This is a genomic window from Rarobacter incanus (genome assembly GCF_006715765.1).
GTDB classification, from domain to species: domain Bacteria; phylum Actinomycetota; class Actinomycetes; order Actinomycetales; family Cellulomonadaceae; genus Rarobacter; species Rarobacter incanus.
Map to the genome: position 1 here is coordinate 2,453,166 of NZ_VFNV01000001.1, position 23,215 is coordinate 2,476,380.

Annotated in this window: 24 protein-coding genes, 2 tRNA genes and 1 pseudogene; 14 read left to right on the forward strand and 13 right to left on the reverse strand. The window is 66.5% G+C overall.

The window, feature by feature from the left end; all coding sequences use genetic code 11:
* Positions 1-106: 106 nt before the first annotated feature.
* The 3 genes from FB389_RS10180 to FB389_RS10190 are packed head-to-tail and all read left to right on the forward strand — an operon-like array spanning position 107 to position 3,286.
* Positions 107-403 carry a DUF6112 family protein gene (locus FB389_RS10180; protein WP_297105607.1) on the forward strand — a complete coding sequence of 99 codons (297 nt, stop codon included), beginning with the start codon at positions 107-109 and terminating at the stop codon, positions 401-403.
* 30 nt (positions 404-433) lie between these two features.
* Complete coding sequence (locus FB389_RS10185; protein ID WP_142113275.1) at positions 434-1,813, forward strand: conjugal transfer protein TrbL; 1,380 nt, start codon at positions 434-436, stop codon at positions 1,811-1,813.
* Positions 1,814-1,816: 3 nt separating this feature from the next.
* Positions 1,817-3,286 carry a PrgI family protein gene (locus tag FB389_RS10190; protein ID WP_142113277.1) on the forward strand — a complete coding sequence of 490 codons (1,470 nt, stop codon included), beginning with the start codon at positions 1,817-1,819 and terminating at the stop codon, positions 3,284-3,286.
* Positions 3,287-3,296: 10 nt separating this feature from the next.
* Here FB389_RS10190 and FB389_RS10195 read toward each other — a convergent pair whose 3' ends face one another.
* Complete coding sequence (locus FB389_RS10195) at positions 3,297-4,514, reverse strand: hypothetical protein (RefSeq protein ID WP_142113279.1); 1,218 nt, start codon at positions 4,512-4,514, stop codon at positions 3,297-3,299.
* A 108-nt stretch (positions 4,515-4,622) separates the two neighbouring features.
* On the opposite strand from FB389_RS10195, the gene FB389_RS10200 reads away from it, so the two are divergent.
* Both FB389_RS10200 and FB389_RS10205 read left to right on the forward strand, forming a co-directional pair.
* Entirely contained in the window at positions 4,623-5,456 is an 834-nt protein-coding gene (locus FB389_RS10200) for a hypothetical protein (protein WP_246043621.1), read from the forward strand.
* Positions 5,453-6,958: an ATP-binding protein gene (locus FB389_RS10205; RefSeq protein ID WP_142113281.1), complete on the forward strand. Its 1,506-nt coding sequence runs from the start codon at positions 5,453-5,455 to the stop codon at positions 6,956-6,958. The genes FB389_RS10200 and FB389_RS10205 overlap by 4 nt, the downstream gene beginning before the upstream one ends.
* A gap of 129 nt (positions 6,959-7,087) precedes the next feature.
* On the opposite strand, the gene FB389_RS10210 is transcribed toward FB389_RS10205, so the two are convergent.
* Genes FB389_RS10210 through FB389_RS10230 form a run of 5 tightly spaced genes read right to left on the reverse strand, consistent with a single transcriptional unit; the run spans position 7,088 to position 12,545 of the window.
* Positions 7,088-8,983, reverse strand: a complete 1,896-nt coding sequence (locus tag FB389_RS10210) for a heavy metal translocating P-type ATPase (protein ID WP_142113283.1) — start codon at positions 8,981-8,983, stop codon at positions 7,088-7,090.
* The gene (gene cmtR / locus FB389_RS10215) at positions 8,980-9,333 is read right to left on the reverse strand and encodes a Cd(II)/Pb(II)-sensing metalloregulatory transcriptional regulator CmtR (protein WP_142113285.1); all 354 of its coding nucleotides are present in this window, start codon (positions 9,331-9,333) and stop codon (positions 8,980-8,982) included. The genes FB389_RS10210 and cmtR overlap by 4 nt, the downstream gene beginning before the upstream one ends.
* Before the next feature lie 7 nt (positions 9,334-9,340).
* A complete protein-coding gene (locus tag FB389_RS10220; RefSeq protein ID WP_142113287.1) occupies positions 9,341-11,137 on the reverse strand; it encodes a hypothetical protein in 1,797 nt (598 codons plus the stop codon).
* A complete protein-coding gene (locus tag FB389_RS10225) occupies positions 11,134-11,460 on the reverse strand; it encodes a helix-turn-helix domain-containing protein (RefSeq protein ID WP_142113289.1) in 327 nt (108 codons plus the stop codon). Before FB389_RS10225 ends, FB389_RS10220 begins: the two co-directional genes overlap by 4 nt.
* On the reverse strand, positions 11,457-12,545 hold the full coding sequence (locus tag FB389_RS10230; RefSeq protein ID WP_142113291.1) for a tyrosine-type recombinase/integrase: 1,089 nt from the start codon (positions 12,543-12,545) through the stop codon (positions 11,457-11,459). The genes FB389_RS10225 and FB389_RS10230 overlap by 4 nt, the downstream gene beginning before the upstream one ends.
* A 176-nt stretch (positions 12,546-12,721) precedes the next feature.
* Between FB389_RS10230 and FB389_RS10235 the strand changes: the two genes are divergently transcribed.
* The 6 genes and pseudogenes from FB389_RS10235 to FB389_RS10785 form a co-directional block, all read left to right on the forward strand.
* Positions 12,722-13,273 carry a hypothetical protein gene (locus tag FB389_RS10235; protein WP_142113293.1) on the forward strand — a complete coding sequence of 184 codons (552 nt, stop codon included), beginning with the start codon at positions 12,722-12,724 and terminating at the stop codon, positions 13,271-13,273.
* A gap of 20 nt (positions 13,274-13,293) precedes the next feature.
* Positions 13,294-15,042 (forward strand): type IV secretory system conjugative DNA transfer family protein, encoded by a 1,749-nt coding sequence (locus FB389_RS10240; RefSeq protein WP_425467259.1) that lies wholly within the window; start codon positions 13,294-13,296, stop codon positions 15,040-15,042.
* A 79-nt stretch (positions 15,043-15,121) separates the two neighbouring features.
* On the forward strand, positions 15,122-15,562 hold the full coding sequence (locus tag FB389_RS10245; protein WP_142113297.1) for a single-stranded DNA-binding protein: 441 nt from the start codon (positions 15,122-15,124) through the stop codon (positions 15,560-15,562).
* Between the two features lie 40 nt (positions 15,563-15,602).
* A complete protein-coding gene (locus tag FB389_RS10250) occupies positions 15,603-16,133 on the forward strand; it encodes a hypothetical protein (protein WP_211344988.1) in 531 nt (176 codons plus the stop codon).
* Positions 16,134-16,136: 3 nt separating this feature from the next.
* A complete protein-coding gene (locus FB389_RS10255; protein ID WP_142113300.1) occupies positions 16,137-16,343 on the forward strand; it encodes a hypothetical protein in 207 nt (68 codons plus the stop codon).
* Positions 16,344-16,519: 176 nt separating this feature from the next.
* A pseudogene (locus FB389_RS10785) lies at positions 16,520-17,563 on the forward strand (recombinase family protein); the annotation flags it as partial.
* A 48-nt stretch (positions 17,564-17,611) separates the two neighbouring features.
* Here FB389_RS10785 and FB389_RS10790 read toward each other — a convergent pair.
* The 5 genes from FB389_RS10790 to map all read right to left on the reverse strand — a co-directional run bounded on the left by FB389_RS10790 (position 17,612) and on the right by map (position 19,811).
* Positions 17,612-17,893: a hypothetical protein gene (locus FB389_RS10790; protein WP_246043622.1), complete on the reverse strand. Its 282-nt coding sequence runs from the start codon at positions 17,891-17,893 to the stop codon at positions 17,612-17,614.
* 30 nt (positions 17,894-17,923) lie between these two features.
* Positions 17,924-18,091, reverse strand: coding sequence for a hypothetical protein (locus FB389_RS10795; protein WP_246043623.1), 168 nt, complete (start codon positions 18,089-18,091; stop codon positions 17,924-17,926).
* Between the two features lie 100 nt (positions 18,092-18,191).
* A tRNA-His gene (locus tag FB389_RS10265) sits at positions 18,192-18,267 on the reverse strand.
* A gap of 97 nt (positions 18,268-18,364) precedes the next feature.
* Positions 18,365-19,024 carry an oligoribonuclease gene (gene orn / locus FB389_RS10270; RefSeq protein ID WP_281282040.1) on the reverse strand — a complete coding sequence of 220 codons (660 nt, stop codon included), beginning with the start codon at positions 19,022-19,024 and terminating at the stop codon, positions 18,365-18,367.
* Positions 19,025-19,043: 19 nt separating this feature from the next.
* On the reverse strand, positions 19,044-19,811 hold the full coding sequence (map, locus tag FB389_RS10275) for a type I methionyl aminopeptidase (protein ID WP_142113302.1): 768 nt from the start codon (positions 19,809-19,811) through the stop codon (positions 19,044-19,046).
* Between the two features lie 222 nt (positions 19,812-20,033).
* On the opposite strand from map, the gene trxA reads away from it, so the two are divergent.
* Positions 20,034-20,405: a thioredoxin gene (gene trxA, locus FB389_RS10280; RefSeq protein ID WP_142113304.1), complete on the forward strand. Its 372-nt coding sequence runs from the start codon at positions 20,034-20,036 to the stop codon at positions 20,403-20,405.
* A 153-nt stretch (positions 20,406-20,558) separates the two neighbouring features.
* Entirely contained in the window at positions 20,559-20,975 is a 417-nt protein-coding gene (locus FB389_RS10285; RefSeq protein ID WP_142113306.1) for a Fur family transcriptional regulator, read from the forward strand.
* Here FB389_RS10285 and FB389_RS10290 read toward each other — a convergent pair.
* On the reverse strand, positions 20,972-22,030 hold the full coding sequence (locus FB389_RS10290; protein ID WP_142113308.1) for an alpha/beta hydrolase: 1,059 nt from the start codon (positions 22,028-22,030) through the stop codon (positions 20,972-20,974). The genes FB389_RS10285 and FB389_RS10290 overlap by 4 nt on opposite strands.
* A gap of 225 nt (positions 22,031-22,255) precedes the next feature.
* A tRNA-Arg gene (locus FB389_RS10295) sits at positions 22,256-22,328 on the reverse strand.
* Between the two features lie 158 nt (positions 22,329-22,486).
* Here FB389_RS10295 and FB389_RS10300 point away from each other — a divergent pair.
* Positions 22,487-23,044, forward strand: coding sequence for a single-stranded DNA-binding protein (locus FB389_RS10300; RefSeq protein ID WP_170207957.1), 558 nt, complete (start codon positions 22,487-22,489; stop codon positions 23,042-23,044).
* Positions 23,045-23,215 lie beyond the last annotated feature (171 nt).

Here is a 23,215-nt window from a genome sequence, read left to right on the forward strand (position 1 = left end):
GGGCGGGAGGACGGGCGCACCTGTCGCGTGTACCCCGTCTGCGAGTTCGTGGGCGGGCCGCCCGTCGCCAAGGAGACCTACCGTGTTCGATCTGCTCGCCAATGTCATGTCCGCGCCGCTGCTGGTGCCGATGGACATCAACATCGACCCAAACACCAACGGGCTGCCGGGGATCAACCAGCTGCGCACCATCGTCGGCGCGGTGATGACGATCGGCCTGATCCTCAGCGTCCTCGCGTTGATCGTCTCCGCGATCGTGTGGGGCTTCGGCGCCAACAGCAGCAACCCGCACCTCGCTTCGCGGGGAAAGATCGGCGTGCTTGTCTCGTGCGGCGCTGCGGTGATCTGCGGCGCGTCGGTGACGCTCATCAACTTCTTCTGGAACGTCGGCCAGCAGGTCTGACCCGCGCGTCGTCGAGAGCTGGAGTTCGAGATGGGCGTGTGCGACGTTCCCGTGATCTCGTCGGTGTGCGATGCCGTCGGCGAAGGGGCCGCTTCCTTGGTTGCGGCCCCGTTTGACTGGCTCGCCCAGGCGATGGGTGCCGCCGCCGGGTGGCTGTTCGAGGCGGTCTGGTCGGTGTTCGACACCACCACGCTGGTGGATGTCACCAAACCCGGCTACGTCAGCGTGTACAACCTGCTGTTCGGCATCGCGGTCTTCGTGATGCTGATCTTCTTCTGCCTCCAACTCATCACCGGGCTGATCCGCCGAGACCCCACCGCGCTCACCCGCGCCGGACTGGGGCTGGCGAAATCCGTCCTCGGCTCGTTCGTGGTCATCACGCTCACGGCGCTGCTGCTGGAAGTCGTCGATCAGCTGTGCATCGGGATCGTGCAGGCCGCCGGGGAGACCACCGAGTCGATGGGCGACAAGATCGCCCTCCTCGCAGCGGGACTGGTCGGCATCAACATCGCCGCCCCCGGTGTCGGGGCGATCATCACCATCTTCATGGCCGGCCTCGCGATCACCGCCGCAGCCATCGTGTGGCTCTCCCTGCTCGTCCGCAAAGCGCTGCTACTGGTCGCAGTGGTGTTCGCGCCGCTCGCGTTCAGCGGAGCATCCTGGGACGCCAGCCGGGGATGGATCGGGAAGTGGGCAATGTTCGTCGTCGCCCTGGTCTGCTCCAAGCTCGTCCTCGTCGTGATGTTCCTCGTCGCCGTCACCCAGGTGTCCGCACCCATCGACGCCGATCTGGCGTCAATCAGTGATCCCATCGCGGGGATCGTGCTGATGGCGATGGCGGCGTTCGCGCCGTATCTGACCTACAAGTTCATCGCGTTCGCCGGGTTCGACATGTACCACGCGATCGGCTCCGAACAGGACGCCAAGAGCGCCCTCAACCGACCGATCCCGGTCCCGTCCAAGCCGCAAGGCGGCGCAGACCCGAAGAAGGTACTCGACGGCAGCAGTGGCGGCGGCAACACGGGCGGAAGCACTGGTGGCGGGAGCAGTGCGCCGCCACCGCCGAAGACCCCGGCACCTATACCCGCCGCGAGCAGCGGAAGCGCGGCAGGCGGAGGAGGTGCCGCAGCCGGCGGTGGCGGAGCAGCCGCAGCCGGTCCCGTGGCCGCGGGCGTGGTGATCGGAGCGAGAGTCGCTAAAGGTGCCGCCACCGCCGGACCCAAGGCCGGGACGGCGCTGGGAACCCAAGGCGAGCACACCGCAGACGCAGCCGCGCAGACACCACCACCGCCCGCAACGCCAGCGGCGGCACCGCCGTCGAGTCCCGCGCCGCGCCCGCCGAGCACTGACCCGTCACCGCCGCCACCGAAACAGTCCCCGCCGCCCGCGCCACGCCCACCGAAGGAGTAGACGATGAGCGTCACGAACAACGACCGGCAGACCGCGGGCGAGCTGGTGCCGGTGAAGTTCTCCCGACTCACCCGACGCGGTGTCCTCCTCGGCCTGTCGCTGACCCAGCTCATCACCCTCGCCATCGGCGGAGCCACCCTCATCGGCGCGTTCTACGCCGGAGGCGGGATGCTGCTCGCCTACACCGCACCGATCTGGCTACTCGCCGCCGCACTGACCTGGATACCCATCGCGGGCCGACCGATCGTGGAATGGCTGCCCATCGCCTGCTGGTGGCTGTGGCGCACCACCGGCGGGCAACTGCTGTACCGTCGCCGGATCGTCGTCCCGCGCCCCGTCGGCACGCTCGCGCTGCCTGGGGACATGGCGCGGTTGCGCGAGTACACCGATCCCGAGACCAGCGCGGGGATGATCCACGACCCGCACGCCGCCACTCTCACGGTGGTGTGCGAGGTCACGCATCCCGCGTTCGTGCTCCTCGATCCCGGCGAGCAGGAACGCCGTGTCGCGTCCTGGGGCCGTGTCCTCGCCACCGTGTGCCGCTCCGGGCGCATCGCGACCCTGCAAGTCCTCGAACGCACCCTCCCAGACTCCGGAACCGGCCTGGCCGAATGGTGGGCCACGCACGGCACACCCGATGGATCGTGGGCGTCCGACACCTACGCCGAACTCATCGAGCGTGCTGGTCCCGCTGGTGAGCGCCATGCCACCACGCTCTCTCTCAGCCTCGACATGAGAGCCAGCGCCCGGCAGATCAGAACCGCCGGCGGAGGGATACGCGGAGCCGCCGCCGTCCTGCGGCAAGAGATGAACACCCTCGTCGCCGCCCTCCGCTCCGCCGACCTGTCACCCTCGGGATGGCTCACCCCAGGGCAGATCGCGGTCATGCTGCGCTCGGCCTACGACCCGGCGATCGCCGCGACCCTGGAACGTCACGGTCGCCTCGGCCAGTCGCTCGCGACGGCTGGACCGGTCGCAGTCACCGAGACCTGGGGTCGTACGCGCACCGACTCCGCTCACCATGCGGTGCTCTGGGTCAGCGAGTGGCCGCGGTCGCTGGTCTATCCAGGGTTCCTGTCACCGGTACTGCTGTCCACCGGCATCCAGCGCTCGTTCTCACTGATCTGCACCCCGATGCGCTCCGACCAAGCCGCCCGTGACATCCGCAAGAAGAAGGTCGAGCACATCTCCGACCATGCCCAGCGCGCGAAGATCGGCCAGATCGAGGACGCCTCGCAGACTGCCGAGTACCACGACGTGCTCCAGCAAGAAGCCGACCTCACCGCCGGGCACGGCATCCTGCGCTACACCGGCCTGATCGCCGTCTCCGCCCCCACTGTGGAAGAACTCGACGCCGCCGTCGCCGCCATCGAGCAAGCCGCGATCCAAGCGTCTTGCGAGACCCGCCTCCTTGTCGGCCAGCAAGCCGCAGCGTTCACTGCCGCCGCACTGCCACTCTGCCGGCGGGTATGACTTCAAGCTTTCAGGCGTCTCCGCCGGAGGAGCCCTTCGAGTCACCGCTCTTGAGCACAGCACCAACTACGAGGGTTCCGATGCCGAGAGCACCCACAACAACTTTCGGGCCAGCTTCCGCTGCCGCGTTTCGCAGTTGCTGCGGGTCTCGCACCGCATCTCTCCAACGGGTGCTGGTCAATGCCTCCCGGTTTGATTCAATCGCAAACGGAGTGTGGAAGTCATCGATTGAGTCGCTGACGGTGTTGATCGAGTTGATCACTTTGCGTGCGGCACGAGCGTGCAGCACGACATTCTCGCGTGCGACGCCACCGGCCTGATCGAGGCGTGTCATCAGTTGCCCTGTCTTCAGGACGATTTTGCCGCGCCGCTCTCGGAGCGCCGCATCGAGTCCAAGTCGATGCCCATCTAGCGAGCCTGGCGCTGTATCGAAGACATGATCCAACTCCAGAACCGCATACTCGTTCTGCAACTGAAAGCATCGTGCAAGTACAGCAAGCCAGACACTGACCTCGGTCTCAATGTCCTGGGTTGCCTTCGCGAGGGCACCTATCCCGGACTGGTCGCTGGCCTTGTCGGCGAGGGCTTCCAGAGCACGCAACGCATCGGCTTGGACTTCGGCGATTGTTCCTACCTCGGTCTTGACCTTGTCCCAAGCGGTCTCGCGATCGCCGCCATGTTCACGTATCGCCATCGCTTCGTCGATCACGAAACTGACTCGATCCATCTTGGCGAGGACCTCGTCACGTTGTCTGCGACGCACGTCATCAAGCTTCCCGTCGATGGAGACGAGGAGTTGCTTCAGCTCTTGTGCCTCTTGTTGTCTCGCGAGTTGAGCCATTACTCCGGCAGCACCAGAGAGCACAACAGGGTTCGTGAGAAGGGATGCTGGACCATCCTCGATCTGAATGCACTTGCTGATGGAGCCGGGATCACCAAGCATGGCGTGACTGATGCCCTTGGTCTTCGTGGGCATCAGGCCGAACTCCTTGACGTGCTCAGCAGACTCCTTAGTGAGTCTCACATACCGGCCAGCGTTCTCGGCGATGTTGGACACCGCTTCCGCGACCTTCGATCCCGTATCAAGAGCAGCTCCGAGCCGGTCGAGGCGAAGCTCACGAGAGAGTGACGACAGCCCGACTGAGTCGAGGAAGCGCTGGACGGCCGATGGGTCGCCGATGACGGCCAGCCCCTCGCCGTCATGGATCAACTCGATCTCATCAGCCACCTGCCGCGTCCTCCTCTGTCCGCTTCCTGACTCAAGAGTATTAGTCACCGCCGACAGCCGGGTGGGAGTTCTGCGCACCTTCATGACACACGACGTGCCAGGAGGTCCATGATGCCCACGTTCTTCGATCCGACTGCCGACGCTGCGGAGGCGTCCGAGGCTCTGCGGGGGTTGGCTCATGCGAGCCGAGGCCTCGATCAGCCCGCCGAGATGTATGGGGTGATCGGTGACCTTTCGTCGGGGATGCGGTCGCTGCGGCAGGTACTCGATCAGATCGCCGATGTTCACGAGCGCAAGGTTGCGCACGCGTTCAACGACGACGGGAACCACGAGGCCGGGGTGCGGGACGCGCTGGCCGCTGCGGAGGAGTTGCGCCAGGCAGCGAACCTCGTCGACCGGGCCTACGACCGGCTCGCCGACGGTTTCATCGCGGCCGGCAAGATCGCCTGGCACCCCGACCCCGCGGTCGAGGAGGCCGCGCCGTCCAGGTGGGTCAACGTGGTGTTCTTCCAGGGCGATGAGGCCGACAGGCCGTTGCGCATCCTCGGCGAGCTGGGACATGTCGATGCGGTGGACTACCTCGCACAGTGGGACTATGGCGACGAAACCACCCAGGCGGCGCTGGAGAACGGGTACGTCTACGACGAGCCCGGCGAGGGCACCAACGACCAGGTGGCGATCTCCGGCGACTACGCGCTGGTCGTCAACCTGCACATCGGGTACGTCTCCCTGCTGCGCCGCTACACCGAACCCGACACCGAGGCACAGGAAGCGGCACAGACCGGGCCACCCCCGATGCGGGACGGCCCGGAGCTGCTGGTGTCCTACTCATCGCCGGGCGCTCCGAAGCGGACCGACCTTCCGGCCCCGAAGTCGGATGGGTCGTGGTTCGAGCCGGCGAAGATCGCTGCGGTGAAGCAGGCCCGGGGGCTGGGGCTGTGACCCAGGATCGGGAACGGCTGCACACCGCCGTTCTGGTGGCACCGTCGAAGGAACGGCGGAAGCTCCGCAAGCAGCGCCGTCGGGCAGAAGCCCGCTTGCATGCCGAGCAGCGGAAGGATGCGCTCGCTGCCGCGAAGGTCAAGGCCGAGCAGGAGCGGGCTGAGCGGCGCGCCACGATCTACCTCCCGAAAGCCGGTGAGACAGGTGCCGCGCGGTTGCGGACGCCAGGTCGGTTCCATCTGACGCGCCATCAGGACACCTCGGCGACCTTGGCGGGTGCGTATCCGTTCGTCGCCGAGGGTGGCCTCGGTGCCGATGGTGTGTTCGTGGGGCAGGACCTCTACTCGGGCGGGAGCTTCGTCTACGACCCGTGGGTGCTGTACGCGCGCGGCATCATCACCGCACCGAACGTGGTGCTGGCCGGGATCGTCGGCTCTGGGAAGTCGAGCCTCGCCAAGTCCCTCTACACGCGGTCGTTGCCGTTCGGTCGGCGCGTGTACGTTCCCGGCGATCCGAAGGGCGAGCACACCGCGGTCGCCAACGCCGTCGGCGGACGCGCGATCGTGCTCGGCCACGGACTCAACACCCGCCTGAACCCGCTCGACGAGGGCCACCGACCCGACGGGCTGTCGGATGAGCAGTGGACCAACACGGTCGCGGCGCGGCGTCGTGACCTGATCGGTGCGCTCGCCGAGACCGTGCTCGCACGAGGGCTCTCGCCGTTGGAGCACACCGCGATCGACATCGCCCTGACCCAGACGGTGCGGGAGAACGACGTGCCGATCCTGCCGATGGTCGTCGAACGCATCCTTGCCCCCAGTGCGGATACCGACGGCAGGCTGGCAGAGGACGGCCGGCTGGTCGGTCACGCGCTGCGCCGTCTCGTGGCCGGTGATCTGGCTGGGCTGTTCGATGGGCCGTCCACGGTCAGGTTCGATCCGTCGTTGCCGATGATCTCTCTCGACCTGTCCCGTGTCACGGAGAACTCGACGCTGATCTCGGTGTTGATGACGTGCTCGTCGGCGTGGATGGAGTCCGCGTTGCTCGACCCGAACGGTGGGCAGCGGTGGGTGATCTACGACGAAGCCTGGCGGCTCATGTCTCACCCGGCGTTGCTGCGGCGGATGGACGCGCACTGGCGACTCGCCCGGCACTACGGGATCGCGAACATGCTGATCTTCCACAAGCTCACCGACCTCGACAATGTGGGCGACCAAGGCTCGGCGATGCGGTCGCTGGCCAACTCCTTGTTGGCGAACGCGGAGACGCGGATCGTGTACCGGCAGGAGTCCGATCAACTCGGCCCGACGGCGACCGCGCTCGGCCTGACCGGGACTGAGCAGCAGCTCTTGCCGAACCTCGGCGTCGGCCAAGGCCTATGGCGGATCAAGGCCAGGAGCTTCGTTACCCAGCATCAGCTGCACCCGGCCGAGCTGGCCTTGTTCGACACGAGCAGCCGCGCGGCGGGAATTCCCCGCAAGTTCAAGAATCCTGAAGCCTGATTCGCCGGAAGATGCGGGTCGAGGGGCTCTGTGCGGGGTGGTGAGGTCGCATCTTCACGGAAGATGCGACCTCACCCTGTTCTGCCGGTGCTCGGATGTGGTGGTGGAGCGCGGTGGGCGGCTCTGTGTCTAGCGTTTCCCGCGTGCGGCGCGGAGCCCGTTGAGGATCACCAGGACCTCGGCGATCTCGTGCACGAGGACCACGGCGGCGAGTCCGAGGATGCCGAAGAGGGCGAGCGGGAGCAGTGCGGTGATGATCAGCAGCGAGAGGATGATGTTCTGGTTGATGATGCGCCTGCCGCGGCGGGCGTGGGCGAACGCGCGTGGGAGCAACCGCAAGTCGTGGCCGGTGAAGGCGACGTCGGCGGATTCGATCGCGGCGTCCGAGCCGGTCGCTCCCATGGCGATCCCGATGTCCGCGGCGGCCAGGGCCGGGGCGTCGTTGATGCCGTCGCCGATCATCGCGACCGAGCCGGTCCTGCCGAGTTCGGAGATCGCGGCGGATTTGTCCTCGGGGCGCAGCTCGGCGCGCACGTCCTCGATCCCGGCCTGCGCGGCCAGCGCGTGGGCGGTGCGGGTGTTGTCGCCGGTGAGCATGGTCACCCCGACGCCCTGAGCTGTGAGGGTGCGCACGACCTCGGGGACCTCGGGGCGCAGCTCGTCGCGAACCCCAATCGCGGCGACCGGCACGCCGTCGCGGTGCACGACAACGACCGTCATGCCTTGCTCCTCCAGGTCCGAGACCTGGTCGCGGAGCGTCCCGGGGTCGAGCCAGCGAGGGCTGCCGACGGTGATCTTCGTGCCGTTGAGATGGCCTTCGATGCCGTGCCCGGCCTGCTCGGTTACGTCCTCGGCCGCGGGTGCTTCTGGTGCTGCGGCGGTGATCGCTGCGGCCAGCGGGTGGGTGCTGTGCTGTTCCAGGGCCGCCGCCCAGTGAAGTGCCTGTGCTTCCGTCACGCCGTCCGCTGTGAGCACGGCCGTGACTGTCGGTTCGTTGCGGGTGAGCGTGCCGGTCTTGTCCACGGCGATGTGGTGGATGGTGCCGAAGCGTTCGAAGACGGCGCCGGATTTGATGATCACGCCGAACCGGCTGGCCGAGCCGATCGCGGCGACGACCGTGAGCGGCACGGAGATCGCCAGCGCGCATGGCGACGCGGCGACGAGCACGACGAGGGCGCGGGTGATCCACAGTTCCGGATCGCCGAGCAGCGAGCCGATGAGTGCGACGAGGGCGGCGAGCACGAGCACGCCGGGCACCAGCGGGCGGGCGATCCGGTCCGCGAGACGGGCACGGTGGCCTTTCTCTGCCTGCGCCTGCTCGACGAGCTCGACGATCGTGGTGAGGGAGTTGTCGGTGCCTGCCGCGGTCGTCTCGATCTCCAAGGCTCCGGCGGCGTTGATCGCCCCGGCCGACACCGTGTCGCCGGGCTCGACTTCGACCGGGATCGACTCTCCGGTGATCGCCGAGGTGTCCAGGCTGGAGCGCCCGGACCGGACGATCCCGTCGGTCGCGATCCGTTCACCGGGGCGGACGAGCATGAGTTGCCCGACGGTGAGGTCTTTCGCCGGGATCTCGACCGAGGCGCCGTTACTGCGGACGGTCGCGGTCTCCGGGACGAGTTTGAGTAGCGCCCGCAGTCCGCCGCGGGCACGGTCCATCGCCTTGTCCTCCAGTGCCTCGGCGATCGAGTAGAGGAACGCCAGCGCGGCGGCCTCCTCGACGTAGCCGAGGATCACCGCGCCGACGGCGCTGATCGTCATCAGCAGGCCGATGCCGAGCTTGCGCTTCGTGACGAGGTTCCGGATCGCGCCGGGCGTGAACGTCGATGCGCCCAGCAGCAGGCCGATCCAGAACGCCACCACAGCCGCGATCTCTGCCCCGGCCCACTCCAGGACCAGTCCGGTGCCGAACGCGACGCCGGAGAAGACGGGCACCATGATCCCGCGGTCTCGCCACCACGGGCGCTCTACTTCCTCGGTTTCCGGGGTGGTGGTCGGCTCGTCGCAGCCGCACGCGGCGCTCACGCGCCCGCCCCGAAGCATCCCGGCACGGTGCAGGCCGAGTCCAGGCACGGGGCGCTCTCATCGACGGCCAACGTCACGTCGATGAGCGCTGTCAGCGCCGCGGTCAGGTGCGGGTCCGCGATCTCGTAGCGCGTCTGCCGGCCCTCGGGCTCGGCGACCACGATGCCGCAGTCGCGCAGACACGTCAGATGGTTCGAGACGTTCGAGCGGGTCAGTTCCAGCCCGCGTGAGAGCACCGCCGGGTAGCTCGGGCCGTCCAGCAGGGTCATCAGGATCCGGGAGCGCGTCGGGTCCGCCATCGCCCGGCCGAGCCGGTTCATGACGTCGAGACGCGAAGTAATAGTCAGCATGCACTGACTATACACTGGATGCTGACTCGTTGTCGATCTCTCCCGTGTGTGTCGGGGCGCGTTCGCCTGGGGTGGGTGGTTCGAGGATCGTGGCCGAGTAGCGCAGCGCGGTCTCGATGCCGATGCCGAAGAGGTCGCAGACGCGTCTGACGTCGCCGCCGGTCTGTTCGACCTCGTAGAGAATCCGGTCGGTGCGCAGCGCCTGGGCAGTGACACCGGCTTTCTTCCAGGGGAAGTTCCGGCTGGGCGGTGAGAGACGGGGCGCGGTCTGGATGGTGACGAGCAGGTAGGGATTCTTCGTTTCCGGCCAGCGTTTGGCTCGGTGGTCGAGCCAGGCAGTGAGGCGGACGCGGACCGGCTTCGCGAGCGGGATGGACCGGCCATCGGGCATCCGCAGTCGCCCGTCGATGATGTCGGTGAGCTGGACGTGCTGGACCTGCTGTGTGGTCAGGGCGTGGAAGGCGATGAGTGAGACGGCCAGCGCGATCGCGGGGTCGGGGTTGGTGAGGGCGTCGCGGATCGCGGTGGGTTCCATCGGCAGCGGCATGTTGCGCTTGGGGCCGCGCAGCGGGATCGCTTTCGTCGGGTCGAGGAAGACCAGTTTGCGGCCGCGCAGGATCGTGAACAGGGTGCGGAAGCCGAGCATCATGGTGTGACGGCGCGAGGGATCGTCGGGGAGCATGGCGAGGATGTCCTCGGTGCTGATGCCGACGAGGCTGGTGCGCCCGTCTTCGACCCAGCGGGTGATCGCGGGGAGGATGCCATACATCTGACCCTTGACCGTCATCGTGTCGCGGGGCTGGCGGCGCGGCGGGGTCTTGGAGCCGTCGACCATGATGTCGCGCCAGAGCTCAAGCTGCGATCGCATCGGCTCGGGAAGGGCCTGGGTCTTGCGTGCGAAGAGCTTGGTGAAGGACGGCACCCTATCGTCGATGAGGAGACCTGCGTCTTCGAGGACTTCGATGGTGGAGCGGATGTTGCCATCGTCGTCGTAGGAGCGCATCGCGAGGATGTCGGAGGCGCGGAAGCGCAGATTCGCGCCGGGGAACACGAGCTGCAGGACTTTCAGGGTGCGCCGGACCTGGTTGGTCTGTCGCTTGCTCCATGCGTACTCGCCGGCTCGGGCGTAGAGGAAGTGATCAGTGCGGGAGGTGATGTCGCGCAGCCGGATCTCGTTGGAGCACTGCCGGAGCAGCTCGGGGTCAGGGTCAATGTGGAACAGCACCGGCTGGTAGCTGGCCGCCACTGGCGGTGGCGTGTTGATGACGCGGATCGCTTCGCTGACACTCATCGCCATCGGCAGGTGGAGTTCCGCGGGCCTACGAGAGTCGTTCATTGAGGCGAGGAAGAGCTGCTGGCCGTAGGTGCGGGCCGCGTCGAGGTCGAGCGGCTGTCCGGGCGTCTGGTGGTAGCGGGCGGTTTCCAGGCACAACCGGCAGTAGCCTTGCTCGCCAAGGGTGACCTGCCGGTGACAGGAGACGCATTCGCCCTGCGGGTAGTGCGTAAACCACCAACGGCACTTCCAGCAGCGCCAGTTGCGCCCACGGTAGACGCCCCAGGCAAGGCAGTCGCGGCAGGAGCCGACGTAGCCGGGGCTGCCCGGGTGACAGTTGGCGCAGAGCCCCTGGGTGTAATACTCGCTCGAACCGCACTTGCTGCAGGGCGGCGGGGTGAACGGGCCACCGGGGATGCAGTCATAGCAGAAGTCGATGCGGGGTGTGAGCCACGCGGCCGGCTTGACCCCGCAGCCCGTGCAGGGCAGCGGCGGACTCAGAGGCCCGTTCGGGCCGCGTGCGGGGCTCATAACGGCGGGGCGGGCCGGTCGTGCTTCGGACCGAACCGGGGCGTCACGATGTTCGAGTTCCCGTTGGCTTCCTGCTGCTTGGACCCCGGCTTACGGGCTTGGACCTTCTCCGGCTCGGGCACCAGCAAGTCAGTCGGCTTGCAGGCGAGGACATGGCAGATGACGTCGAGGTCGTCCAGCCGGATCGTCGTCGGGGTGCCCGTCCACAGCCCGGACATCTTGCCCTGGCTGATCTCTAGCCCGGCTTCGGCGAGCATCCGCCGCAGTTCCGCCGACTTCCAGATGCCACGCTCGGCGGCCTGGACTCGCAGGTTCCATTTCATCGCGTGGTCATCCCTTCGAATCGATCTTCCAGCCGTTGGTTCGCCTGCATCCACGAGTCCTCGACGTGCTCGCCCGGGACGTGGATGTACTGCGTCGTGGTCGAGAGCCATTGGTGCCCCAGCAGCTCTTGCAGAGCTTTCAGATCCATGCCCGCCAGATACAGCGATGACGCGCAATAGTGGCGGAGCACATGCGGCGTCATCCGTCCTCCGGCCCAGGCGGGCAAGAATCGCTCGGTCGCTCGGGTCAGTCCTCGCCGGAGCACATCGTCGCTGGCCCGCCACGAACGGCCGAGCTCGTGGTCGAACCGCTCGGACGGGATCATCGGGGCATCTGGGTTGTCCCAGTCGGGGCCGAACCGGTGCCGTACATCGCCGAGCCACCAGTCGATGAGCTGGTCCGCGCCGTTGATCGCGGGCACCAGACGTTGCTTGGACCCGCGTCCGCGTGAGCCTTTCCCGAACCGGACATGCAACTTGCCCAGCGCCCCGAGATCAGGTCGCCAGTCACGGATGTCGAGTTTCGTGCTCTCGGTGATGCGCACCCCGACCCGTCGCCAGAGTGATGCGGCGAAGTAGTTCCTCGCGGCCGGCAGATAGCGTCGCTCGTCTTGGAGCGAGGCCGCCCACCCGCCGAAGAGCCGATCGATCTCCACATCCGAGGGCGGCACACGGACCTTGCCCAGCGATGCGCCGGACTGTCGGTTGTGCTCGTCGACGGGCTGCTCGATCACCCACTCGGTCAGCGCGTTGATGTCGCCCTGATAGCGGGCAATGGCGAAGTCGTAGAATTGCGCGATCGCTCCCGCCTTGCTCGCTCGGGTCGTGACCGCCAGCCCCGCCCGTCGCAGCCCGGCCAGGAACGCATCGGCGTCGGAGGGCCTCGCCTGCCACAGCGGGGCGTCGAGGTGACGCAAGAACTCGAACACGACCGCCCTGGACTGCGCGATATAGCCGTCGCTGAGCCCGGCAGCGGCCATCGCGAGCGCGTACTGGTCGATGATCTCCTGCTCGAAGTCGGCAGCATCTTCCTCAGACCGCCAACCCCTGGCGGTTCCGATGCTCCGCACCGCGGCGAGCTTCATCGCTCCGCAGCTTCAGGAATCGTGACCATGCATCAAAAATACCGCAAAAGTGTCAGGAATCATGATGGTTCATCGGGATTCTCGACAGGCGGCGAGGCCGTTGCAGGGGCGGGCCAAGCGCACCTGAGAGGCATGAACCTCAGTCAGGAAGACGCGGGTCTAGAGATAGGCCACCGATGAACCTCACCAGCCCGCGCCGATCCCACCCCGATGACGACGACGGAATGGCTCCGGTTGAGCTGCCGCATGTCCTCGTGATCGTCGCTCCCAACGGGACACTGACCGCGACCGTCGATGGAACACCTATCCCAGCACCCGGCGAGACCGCGTGGACGCGGACGACATTCGGGCCGCTCATGGACGCGATCACCAAGGACCGTGCCGTCGCGGTCCGGGTGGAGGTGCGTGAGTGCGACGGGAGCGTCTTCACTGACATCATCCGCCCCCGCACACCCCGACGCGCAGTGACGCTGCCGGAGAAGCCGGTGCCGGAGACGCGGCGGAGCCGTCACGCACGCCGGGTGCCGCGTTTGATGGAGGTCACCGCCGACGGATTCGTCCCCGGTGAGGATGTCGCCGTCGCGACAATCGTGTCCCACACCGACGCGACCGGAACCGGTGAGGCACGCGCGCTCATCGACCTCGACACCCTGCCCGATGCTGCGGGGCAGGAAGTGATTCTGCTCGGGCGTATCTCGGGCACGTTCACGGTGCGGCGGCTGACATGAACCAGCGACAAACAGGGGGCATGGGCGACGAACTCACCAACGCCGCCCTCATCGGACTGATCGGCATGTTCGGCATCGCCCTCATCCTGCGCGCAGCCGGCAGCGTCACCGCGTTCCTCACCGGCCTGCCGCAGCCGGACGCCGGCCCGGCTGCGGGCCTCGGGGTGCTGTTCAACCCCGCCGACCCCGCGACCGCGCTCAGTGCCGAGGGCCTCAACCCGGTCCTGTACTGGCTCGTCAGCGCTGTCATGCTCGGCGGGCTCGCCGCCTTCGCGGTGTGGCTGTGGATCGTGCTGCGCCACCACACCAGGAAGACCGAGACCGACCCGCACCGCCTCGCCGGGATCGCCACCAGCCAGGAAGTGAAGACGGCCGCGTCGGCGAAGGCACTGCTACACCGCGCCGGGACGTTGCGGCCGTCGCTGGAATCCCCAACGCCGGAGGATGTCGGCTACCTCCTCGGAGCCAGCCGCGGAACGAAGGTATGGGCATCGGTCGAGGACTCGATCCTCCTGATCGGGCCACCCCGCTCCGGCAAAGGCCTCCATGTCGTCATCAACGCGATCCTCGACGCACCCGGCGCGGTCGTCACCACCAGCACCCGGCCCGACAACCTCACCGCCACCCTCCGCGCCCGCCGCCGTCGCGGGCCAGTCGCGGTGTTCGACCCGCAACGCCTGGCCGACGGCATCCCTGCCGGGCTGCGCTGGTCACCCGTGCGCGGCTGCCACGACCCACTCACCGCGATGATCCGCGCCAACGGCCTCGCCGCCGCCACCGGACTCTCCGCTGGTGGGGTCGAGTCCGGAGGCTTCTGGGAAGGCAAGACCCGCACCGCGCTTCAGAGCTTGCTGCACGCCGCAGCCCTCGACGGCAGACCACCCGCCGAACTGTTCAGATGGACCCTCGACCCCTCGGCTGCCTCCGAAGCGGTCGCGATCCTCAACTCCCACCCGAACGCGGCGATGGGCTGGGACGACTCCCTGGCCGCGATGATCGACGCCGACCCCAAAACCCGCGACAGCATCTGGCAAGGCGTCTCCCTCGCCCTCTCCGCCCTTGCTGACCCGCGCGTACTCGATGCCGTCTCACCCGGACCCGACGAGCAGTTCGACCCCGAGACCTTCCTCACCGAGCAGGGCACCCTCTACCTGCTCGCCACCGGCGCCGGTGCGGGTGCATCGGCGTCGCTGGTTGCGGCGTTCGTGGAAGACCTGATCGAGACAGCGCGCAGGCTCGCCGCACGCTCGCCCGGTGCTCGGCTCGATCCGCCGCTGCTGCTCGCGCTCGACGAGATTGGGAACCTCGCGCCCCTGCCGTCGCTCCCGACGCTCATGGCCGAAGGCGGCGGCACCGGGATCACGACCATGCCCGTGTTGCAGTCGCTCGCCCAAGCCCGCGACCGGTGGAGCGAGCACCAGGCCGGCGCGATCTGGGACGCCAGCATCGTCAAGATCATCCTCGGCGGTGCCTCCAACAGCCGCGACCTCCAAGACCTCTCCACCCTCATCGGCGAACGCGACGAATACACCGACAGTGTGACCCTCGGCGACCGCGGCACCCGCTCCAACCAACGCTCCATCCGCCGCGTGCCGATCCTGCCGCCCGACCGCATCCGCACGCTGCCGTTCGGCACCGGCATCACCATGCTCCGCTCCGCACCACCCATCCTCACCGACCTGCGGGCCTGGCCATCCCGGCCGGATGCCGCGCAGCTCCGTAGCGACCGCGCCGAACTCGAAGCACTCCTGCGCCGCCCCGCACCCTGACGGCTCTGGGTGCCGGGGCGCACCTGCCTCTCACAGCGATCACATGCAGCGGGTCGCCCGAGTTCAGGAGGACGCCATCATGGCCATTCGCACCCATCAGTCCATCTCCGGTTTCGTTGCTTCGGACCCGCAGCTCAGTCAGACCGAGCGTGGCGACGCACGCCTCTACTTGAAGGTCGGGATCGAGCACTACCGCAAGGAACCCGACAACACCTTCACGCAGTTGGAGACGACCTTCCACGACCTCATCGCGTATCGCGGTGCCGCCGAGCAAGGGGCGGAGCGTCTGGCCAAGGGCGACAACATCATTGCCGACGGCCGGGTGCGCGAATATTCGTACGAGCGAAACGGCCAGCGGTACGAAGGCGAGGAGTTCATCGCGACACGCATCGGTCACGACCTCGCCCGCACGCGCTACGAGGTGGATCGCACCGAGCGGTCAGCGTCCGGGCGCGACTCAGCCGCCTTCGCTGCACCTCAGCAGACTGCGGCACCGAGCGCGACCGCAATCGGGATGTGAGCAGGCCATCATGACCGATCAGTTCCCTGAGCATGACGACATGCCACCCGAGCCGGTCTTGGCGTCACCCCGGTTCGACACACCTGAGCCGCCGCACCCGGTCAACTGGAACCTCCTCACCGCGAACGATCTGGAAGCAGAACTGCTCGAACTGAATCGCTGGGTTGACTGGCTGCGGCGCACGTACGGTCTTCCAGCCAGCGTCGTGCCGCCGTACTGGCACCGCCACCCCGAACTCCTGTGGGAGCTGTCCGCGCTGCACCTTCACTGGCTGTGCGCCTACGACCCCGACCAGAACGGCTCCGCGCCCGTCGGCTGGCACCGCGACTTCGCCGATGCCCGCGGCAGGCTTCGCGATTGGGTGGCCGCCTGCGGAACGCGCCTCGACCGTGACCGGCCGACACGTCAGACGAGCTGGCCGGGCGAAGACCCCGCTCAACCCATCGAGGACTCGCCGATCACCGACCGTGACGAGGACTTCGTCCGGTTCGTCCTGGACGAGGTCGCGGCGCGTCAAGATGCAGAGGACGCCTTCTTTGCCGCCGCCGTCCCGGAGACGGGTGAGGTGTGAGTCATGGCTCGTCGCTACGCACGGAAGACCGGGCAGCGCCAGCAGAGCGAGCGCGAGCTGACGATCCGCGCCGACTTCCACGATCCGCCCGACCTGGACAAGCTCAGTGAGCTGCTGATTCGTATGGCGCTCCAGCAGTCGGGCTCGTGCCGTTCGGGAGATGCGACTCGACCGAAGCGCTCCCGTGCTTCGGCGGGCTCGTCGTCGTAGAATGAACACATCCGCCGCGGATGGCGGATGTTGTGGTCCTAGCGCTTCGCCATCACGGCGAGGCAAAGCAAACGTGGCCGACTCGGCCTAGTCCTACAGCCTTCGGGCTCTTCTCACGATCAACATCCGCTCACACGAGTCCGCGTCGGCAGGACCAGTGACTGTGGAGAAGAGCCATGACAATCATCGACGCGGACCGCACCGCGATAGACGGCCTCGTAGCGCCAACGCCATTCCCCGGATCGTTCGCCGTTTCGTACCTGCGGGTGTCCACGAAGGAGCAGGCGGAGAAGGGCGGTCAAGCGGAAGGCTTCTCGATCCCAGCGCAGCGCGAGGCGAACCAGCGCAAGGCCGAGCAGCTCGGCGCAACGATCATCGAGGAGTTCGTCGACGCGGGCGAATCCGCACGCAAGGCCGATCGGCCCGAACTGATGCGGATGATCCAGTACGTCGCCAAGCACAAGACGAACTACTGCATCGTCCACAAGGTCGACCGGCTCGCCCGCAACCGTGCCGACGACGTGACCATCCACCTCGCGCTCAAGGACGCCGGAGTCACGCTGGTATCGGCCACGGAGAACATCGACGAGACCCCATCGGGGATGCTGCTGCACGGCATCATGTCCTCGATTGCCGAGTTCTACTCCCGCAACCTCGCCACCGAGGTTGTCAAGGGCCTGTCGCAGAAGGCCGCGCAAGGCGGCACCGTGACGAAGGCACCCATCGGCTACCGCAACGTCGGCGTGCGCGACGAGTTCGGGCGCGAGGTACGCACCGTCGAGATCGACGACGAACGGGCGCGGCTGATCAGGTGGGCCTTCCAGGTGTTCGCCTCCGGCGACTGGACCACGAGCCAACTCCATCAGGAGTTGGTGGCGCGTGGGCTGACCACTGCCGCGACACCGCGGCGACCTTCTCGGCCAATCGGCAAGTCATCGGTACACCGGATGTTGATGAACCCGTACTACAAGGGCAGCGTGCGCTACCAGGGCGTCACCTATGCCGGAGCACACGAGGCGATCGTCCCGAACGAGGTGTGGGACCAGGTGCAGACCGTGCTCGGCACGCACCGATCCGCAGCGGATGCAACGCAGGTGCACGAGCACTACTTGAAGGGCACGGTGTTCTGTGGACAGTGCGGCTCGCGGCTGATCGTGTGTAACGCGAAGAGCAGCCAGGGCACGATCTACCCCTACTTCGTGTGTGCGAGCCGGCATGGCGGCAGGGGCGATTGCACGCGACAGGCGATGCTGATCGAGCAGGTGGAACTACTCATCGAGCGCTTCTACGCCAAGGTGCAGATCGACCCGGAAACGATCGAGGCGGTCTCGGCGATGATCCATGCCCGGTTCGACGAAATGATGGCCGAAGGAGCCGCCGAACTCGCCGACCTCGCGTCCCGGAGAACACAACTCGGAGGCGAGCAGCAGAAGCTGCTCCAGGCTCACTACGCCGGGGCGATCCCGCTCGACCTGCTCAAGAAGGAGCAGGATCGGATCACCGCGTCGCTGGAGACCATCGAGCACCGGATCACCGCGCACCACGGCCACTACGCCGACGCGAGAGCGAACCTCGACGACTCACTGAAACTGCTGTCCAACGCCGCCGACATCTACGAGCACGCCGACGATGCAAACCGTCGGCTCCTCAACCAGGCGCTGTTCAAGACGATCTACATCGACGAGGACAACGACGTGCGCGTCGGCTACCGCAACCCGTACGACGGGCTGAGCATCCCCGGCCTCCATGCCGACGCACTGAGTTGGGCCGCGGAGGCAAAGAAGATGGGCCAGGCTGAACCCTCGACCAAGGGTGGCCCCTTGGTCGAAAGTTCAAACCTGACCCGTTTGGGGTGGCTGACGGGACTCGAACCCGCGACCCCCGCGACCACAACGCGGTGCTCTACCAACTGAGCTACAGCCACCATGCCCCCGCAAGCGGGGACGACGCCCCTTACGGGGCCGCAGACGATTCTAACCGCAAAACGTTCAAACGCCCAATCGCCGCCTTTTCGGCCGCACTTACCGCAATGACTTGGTCTTTGGTGCGGTGATAGTGCCGGAATATGACCCGGATGCAATGGCCGCGGCGATCGCGCGCGCGGTCACGGTGTCGGGGCCATCGCCTTGCGGGAACAGCGCGGCGCGGTAGTAGCGCAACTCGTCGATGCTCTCGAGAATGTCGGCCAGGGCGCGGTGCCCGCCGTGCTTGTCGGGGGAAGCGAAATACACCCGCGGGTACCAGCGGCGCGCCAACTCCTTGATCGAGGAAACGTCGATGATCCGGTAGTGCAGGTATTCGGTCAGCTCCGGAAGGTCGCGCTCCAGGAACATCCTGTCCGTTCCCACCGAATTACCGGCCAGGGGCGCCTTGCCCGCATCGGGCACCCACTTCTTGACGTAGTCGAGAACCAGCTTTTGGGCCTCTTCCAGGTTCACCCCGGCCGCCAACTCATCGATCAACGCGGACTTGGTGTGCATGTCGCGCACAAAGTCGCCCATGTTGTCGATGGCCTCCTGCGGGGGCTTGATGACAACGTCGATTCCCTTGTCCAGGGGAGTCAGGTCGGGCTCGGTGACCACAACGGCCACCTCGATCAGTGCGTCCTTGGCCAGGTCCAGCCCGGTCATTTCGCAGTCGATCCAAACAATTCTGCCCGCAGGGCCTTGATTCGTAGACACGTCTTCTACCTTATCGCCATCACACCTGGGTCAAGATGACCGGGCCGTCAGACGTGACCGCGATCGTGTGCTCGAAGTGCGCGGCGCGCCCCCCGCGCAGTGAACGGATGGTCCAACCGTCGTCGTCGTACCCGTAGGCGCTGTTGCCGCCGGCAATGAACATCGGCTCGATCGCGATGGTCAGGCCGGGCGCCAAACGCATTCCCTTGCCGCGTCGCCCCTGGTTGGGCACGAACGGATCCATGTGCATTTCCCGCCCGATCCCGTGCCCGCCATGATCCTCAAGGTTCCCGAACTTCCCCTTGCGCGCAACGCGGTCAACCGCATAACCAATGTCGCCGATGTGCGCGCCGGGAACCGCGGCCGCAATGCCGTCCATGAGGGCCTGCTCGGTTGCATCCAGCAACGCCTGATCCGCGGCAGACGCCTTGCCGATAACGAAACTCAAAGCCGCATCCGACGCCCACCCGTTCAGGACCGCCCCGAAATCCAGCGAAACCAGGTCGCCCTCCTGCAGGACCTGATCGGTGGGGACCCCGTGCACGATCGCGTCATTGACCGATGCGCACACCACGCCCGGGAACGGGGACGGCGCCCACGACGGGTGGTACCCCAAGAACGGGGAGGTGGCACCGGCGGCGTCAAGGACCTTCTTGCCGACACTGTCCAGGTCCAGCAGCGAAACGCCCGGCGCGGCCGCGGCCTTCATCTGCTGCAACGCCTGCGCCACGACCCGGCCGGTTTCACGCATCTGTTCTATTTCTTGGGAATTCTTCAACTCAACCATGGTCCGTACCCTACTCGCGTTCGCGCCCAAGTGAGAATGATCATCGACTTGTGGATAACTATTGGCAACCCCGTAAACGCAGGCCCGCAAGCAGGTTCCGCACCGCAGACCTTCCAGCAGGGAATGAAACGCCCCCGCTACAGTGTTGAATACAGCGAACAGATCAAGGGCGCCAGCCGCGCCGCAGCCAGTGGCGCGATGCGCCGCACGTTAGGGGAACATATGTCTACGGTGGAAATCACCAAGGAGAACTTCTCGGACACCATCGCGCAGAACGACATCGTGCTGGTTGATTTCTGGGCGGAGTGGTGTGGTCCGTGCCGCCAATTCGGGCCCGTCTTCGAGGCCTCCTCGAAAAAGCATGAGGACATCGTCTTCGGCAAGCTCGACACCGAAGCGCAGCAGGAACTGGCCGCCGCCGCGGGCATCACTTCCATCCCCACGATCATGGCGTTCCGAGAGGGAGTGCTGGTGTTTTCGCAGCCGGGGGCGCTGCGCGCACCGCAACTTGAGGAGGTCATCTCTGCCGTCAAGGACCTCAACATGGAAGAAGTGCACGCCTCCATCGCCGCAGAGAAGGCGCAAACCAACTAATTCGGTAGGCTTGATCGGACCCGATCGCGCGGCATTATTACCGACGAGGCCCGCCCCACCGGGGCCACGCCGGCCGCTGCGCGGCCGCGGCGGTAAGGTGCGGTCCTTGAGGTCAGCGCCGCCGATGGCAGACCATTCACGGAAGGGAATGTGATGGCGAACCAGACGCCAGTTCGAAACACGCGCCAGCGGGCAGCCGTGAGGGCAGGCCTGGATCATGAACCGCGCTTCATATCGGCCCAAGATCTGCACATGAAGCTGCGCAACGCCGGCGAATCCGTTGGGCTCGCCACCGTCTACAGGGTGCTAGCCGAGCTGGTGAAGGCCGGTGACGCAGACTCGATTCACACCGAAGACGGAACTCAGCTGTTTCGCGCGTGCGCGGATGCGGAAGGGCATCACCACCACCTGATTTGCGTCGACTGCGGAGCGACCGTCGAAATTGACCCCCCGGTTGAGGCGTGGGTGGATGCCGTGTGCGCGAAGAACGGTTTCACGCCCATTCGCCACGTGCTGGACGTCTTTGGCAGGTGCGCAACGTGCAGCTCCGGCCGCTGGGACGCTGACTAGAACGGCAGTTTGAAGGCGCGGCGGGCCCCGGGCTCGGGGCGCGCCGCCACGCCTGAGAACCAGTCCTCCATCCGCCGGTAGGCGTCGGCGCGCGCCTTGCGGCGGGACAAGAAAACGTCATGGATCGCGCCGCTGATCCGGTTGACCGTCACCGTTTGGCCGAGCTTGAGAGCGGCCTTGGCGATCTCGTCCACCACCAAAACCGTGTCGCAGCGGGTCAGCTGATCGCTCCAGCGCGTGGGCGGCGCGAACTTCTCGGAGAGCAAAACGCAAATCGGCACCTTTATGTCCAAACCCGCCTGCACGGTCGCGTGTCCCACAAGGATCGCCTTGAGCCACGCCGCGCGCACGGCCGTGGTGTGCTCGGGCCGCCACGCCTCGTTGATCACCATGGGCTGTGCCGGGTCCGCGCACGCCCGCTGGGCGCGCGCGTAGAAACCGAAATCAATGTTCGGGGCCGCGTTGTGGGGAGTCAAGGATGCTTGCAAATTCACGATCGGGGCTATGGCGGTTCGCACGGTAGCGCTGAGCTGGAATTCCAGCCACGGCGAGTTGAGGATCAGCGCGCTCGCGGCGCCGGGGTGGCGCGCCACCCACAGCGACCAGATCAGTCCGCCCGTCGAATGGCCCATGGGGATGAGGCGGCGCGGCTTGGTGCCCGGGGGTAGGTCTTGCTTGATGACCGTGAGAGCGGCCTCGATGTCCTCGTCATACTCGGTCAGGTCCGTGATGAAGCCCGCCGTTTGCCCCGGGCGTAGGCTACGCCCATATTTGCGCAGGTCGAGTGCGAAGAAGCGGGCGCCGCGGTCCGTGAAGAAACGGGCCAGTTGCGTTTGGAAAAAGTAGTCCGACCAGCCGTGGATGTAGAGGATGTCCACGTCATCGAGCGGGCGGGCGACCGGGCGCAGGTGTCGAAGCTGCGGGGCAGACGGGAGGCTGCGGACCAAGGTGGCGACGACGGGTCCCTCGTCATCGCTCCGTAAATCGAGGGTCAGCGCCTCGAAACCCGGTCCCAAAATGTCCGGCGACCACCCGTTAGCCTGTGCGGTGTCCATGCCTTTAGTGTTGCAGAAGCCGGCCGTTGGCAGCCAGACATTACCTCAAGGCCCCGCGATCCGCGGTTGCCGACCAGCGACCGCTGCGCCTATCGATCCTTATGGGGTGCGAAAAGCAGTCGGTGACGCGTTTGGAGGTAATCACGTCGCGCACGTGGCTTCCCATCGGCAACTATTGCGGCACCGGGTAAGCCTGCTTGGGGCCGAAGGTGTTGCGATTACAAGCGCCCCCTACAGGACTCGAACCTGCAACCTACGGATTAGAAGGCCGTCGCTCTATCCATTGAGCTAAGGGGGCACCCACGATCTTACTAAGTCCTGAGCCGGCAGTGCACCGCGCGTCCACGCCGAAGAAGTTATCCACATTCGCTCGGTGACGCCGCACCCAGCAGGGCGGCGGGCCCACCATCGTGTCGAGCGCATTTCGGCGCCGAACAATCGATGGAGGTATGTGGCATGGCAAAGCAGCAATCCTTGGTGACGCTTCACGTGTGGGCGGCAACCAATCCCGAAGTTTTCACTACTCCAAGCGGCCGCGACAAGGTGACGTTCCGCATCGCGGATTCGGTCAGGAGCCGGTCGCCGGAGACGGGCGTGTGGGGCGATTCAAAAACCACGTGGTACACGGTTACCGCCTGGGGCGACCTGGGGGCGAACATCGCCGAGTCGGTGCGCAAGGGCGACCCGCTCATCGTGGTCGGGCATCCGTGGGTGGACCATTACATCAAACGCGATGGTAATCCCGGTGTCACCGCTCGAATCGAGGCCGTCGCGGTCGGACTCGATTTACGCTACGGGACCAGCAGATTCGCGCGGGTTCGGCGCGCCGCATCGAGTGATGAGGTTATGGACGAGGCCGCCGCAATCGCCCAAACCAATGCGGAATTCAACGAGTTGACCAGTGAACTCGCAGATGTCGATCCGCTCACCGGCGAACTGCGTGACGATGCCGGGGCATTGACGGATGGCAGCGAAATCGGCGGTGATTCGCAGGAGGAAACCGTCATGGCCTAGCGGCCACACGCGTTCGATGGGGTGGTGTGGGGCGCGGGCGCGCTGCGCGCAATTATCGCAGCGCGCCCGCGCCGCCCCCGCCCGCGCTAACTGCGTACAATGGGAGGCTGAGCCCGCCGGCGGATGCATGCGCGTCCGAGGCAACGTGCAGGAGCGGGCAAAGATACCCCG